Raw genomic sequence first — 1,448 nt, 5'->3', positions numbered from 1 at the left:
CTTGAGAAAGCCCGAGCGGCAAACCCGATGCGACCGAGGACATCACTATCGGCGACAACCCACGCTCAGTGGTTCAGCAGCAGCTGGATTATGTGTATGAGATGTTGGCGCTAGGTAATACATCGCTGTTTCTGGACGTTTATCCGTTGCACCGGTTTTTTATGGTGCGGGGGTACAAGGAAATGGAGAAGTGTCTGAAGAGCCGGCGCGAGATCGCGAAAGATGTGATTTGGCCGATTGCGAAGAAGGTAGAGTTTGGCGCTGATAATCCTGAGATTTACGCGACCTTCAAAGCCATTGATCAAGGAAACATCTCAGGTAGCGTTGAGCAAATGGCGCTCCATGAACAAGTCAACATTCTTCAGCCCGCGATGTACGACGAAACCCACTTTGCCCTGTTGATGCGAGGGACACATGGGGGGGACGTAATTTCGGTTGTGACTGGATTGTTGCCGGGCGCTGCCGAAGAGATCCAACTCACTCTCGCTAGTCAATGTAAAGCGCCTGACAATCGAAAAGTCGCTTTTGGCAGCAATCCCCTGGCTAACCTTGCCGATAAGGATCAGCGAATGGAGTTTGTTCTGCGCGCTGCTACTCAATTTAACGAACTGCTTAAACAGCCGTCCTCTCGGGCAAAACTTGAGCAATCCATCCGCGAGATTGCAGCCGGCGGGGGAGTAAAGTGATGCGTAAGCGCAGTTTTTACATCACTGCTGTCGTCGTATTAGGAGCTATCGCGTTAACACTCTATTTGGGAAGAGGTCCGCATCAAATTTCCTTCCACATTGGAAAAACATATGACGAGGTCGTGCGCGACTCATCATTTCCTGTAACAGATAAAACTGCCATCTATCCTAGTGATCCCCCTCACCCGAGTTCGACTTGGATCAGTAGCCCAGTAATTATCACTTTCGATGACGAACAACACGGGTTCACGCTGCCCGTCACAAAATTCGGTGCAATTGGCTGGTCTGACTTCAAAGCAATCACCCTTTCTACGTCACCAATGCTGGAGACGTTGCCGTTCGAGCAAGCAGTGAATCTGCTGGGTGAGCTGCAGCAGATGTTCAAAAAGGCAGGTTGGTCGCCAGAAGCTGTTGAAGGGAATGATTGGCTCAAGACTGAAACCGAAGAAGATAAGACGCGTCTCCAGGCCAAGCTTTTTGATCAATTAGATGGTGTCATTCTGTTGATCCCCCATAAGTACAGCCTGTTTCTCCACATCAAATGCTATGCACGTTGCGACGAGCGAAATCCCGAAACGGCCAAATATTTGATTGATGTAGGTTTTGGTGAAGACCATTTCAGCGATTGACCCGGCAAAGCCGCAAACCCTGTGTGAGCTGGCAAGCCTGCTCCACAGGGGAATCGGGGATTTTCAAGTCAGGTGAATAAATCCATTTACATGACACTTTTGTTTCAATCCGCACTTTAGCTGTGCAATGCTG

2 protein-coding genes are annotated in these 1,448 nt (G+C 49.6%); both read left to right on the top strand.

Annotated elements, in window-relative coordinates:
- Positions 1-101 precede the first annotated feature (101 nt).
- Positions 102-686 carry a DUF2515 family protein gene (locus HT737_RS30050; protein ID WP_374011221.1) on the top strand — a complete coding sequence of 195 codons (585 nt, stop codon included), beginning with the start codon at positions 102-104 and terminating at the stop codon, positions 684-686.
- Positions 686-1,315 (top strand): hypothetical protein, encoded by a 630-nt coding sequence (locus tag HT737_RS30045; RefSeq protein WP_182403223.1) that lies wholly within the window; start codon positions 686-688, stop codon positions 1,313-1,315. Before HT737_RS30050 ends, HT737_RS30045 begins: the two co-directional genes overlap by 1 nt.
- Positions 1,316-1,448: the final 133 nt, after the last annotated feature.

Source organism: Pseudomonas sp. MD195_PC81_125, from assembly GCF_014060985.1.
Classification (GTDB): Bacteria; Pseudomonadota; Gammaproteobacteria; order Pseudomonadales; family Pseudomonadaceae; genus Aquipseudomonas; species Aquipseudomonas parakoreensis.
The sequence above is the reverse complement of the archived record's forward strand: the minus strand, read 5'-3'. Positions and strand labels throughout refer to the sequence as shown.

Bases quoted from the DNA above. Each gene is read 5' to 3' on its own strand.
- HT737_RS30050 (WP_374011221.1), top strand. From the start codon at position 102: ATGTTGGCGCTAGGTAATACATCGCTGTTTCTGGACGTTTATCCGTTG.
- HT737_RS30045 (WP_182403223.1), top strand. From the start codon at position 686: ATGCGTAAGCGCAGTTTTTACATCACTGCTGTCGTCGTATTAGGAGCT.